This is a genomic window from Vibrio sp. 811, from assembly GCF_033339195.1.
The window spans coordinates 1-524 of the sequence record NZ_JAWOUB010000922.1; the positions used below are offsets into that span (position 1 = coordinate 1).

1 protein-coding gene is annotated in these 524 nt (G+C 46.4%); it reads right to left on the bottom strand.

All coding sequences use genetic code 11. The features are described from left to right. Nucleotides 1-524, bottom strand: a 524-nt coding sequence (locus tag R7Q46_RS30140) for a serine dehydratase beta chain (protein WP_318078712.1), incomplete at both ends; no start/stop codon positions are given.

The following is a 524-nucleotide window of genomic DNA, read 5'->3' on the forward strand; positions in this document are numbered from 1 at the left end:
TCTTCGTTTACTGCGAAAGCGAACATGTTTACCCAGTCAACAACAGACATTGGGTCGTTCGTTGTTTTCTCAGAAGTAAGCAGTTGCTGACGAAGTGCTGCAGCACGACGAGGTACACGTAGTGGACCAGGCAGGATGCCTTCTTCGTTCATACCGCGATCCATACATTCGCGCATCGTGCGCCAGATATTCGCGAAGTAAGTACGAGTTTCTTCGTCTGAGTGAAGTGCTTGTTCGTTCTTCATCACTAGCGCGCTGATAGAAAGACCGCTTTCTTTACACTGGTTAACCAGCTCTTCAGCTGTTGTGAATTCGTAAGGAACCTTGATTGGGTTCTCAGCTTCTTTACCGAAGTTCTCTTCATCAACGATGAAGCCACCACCGATAGAGTAGTAAGTTTTTGAGTACACTTTTTCGTCATCAATCCAAGCGTGGATCTGCATGCCGTTTTCGTGTAGCTCAAGGTTCGTTTTGTTGAAGTTCATTCCACCTTCACGTGGGAACGATACTGTATGACAGTGCAT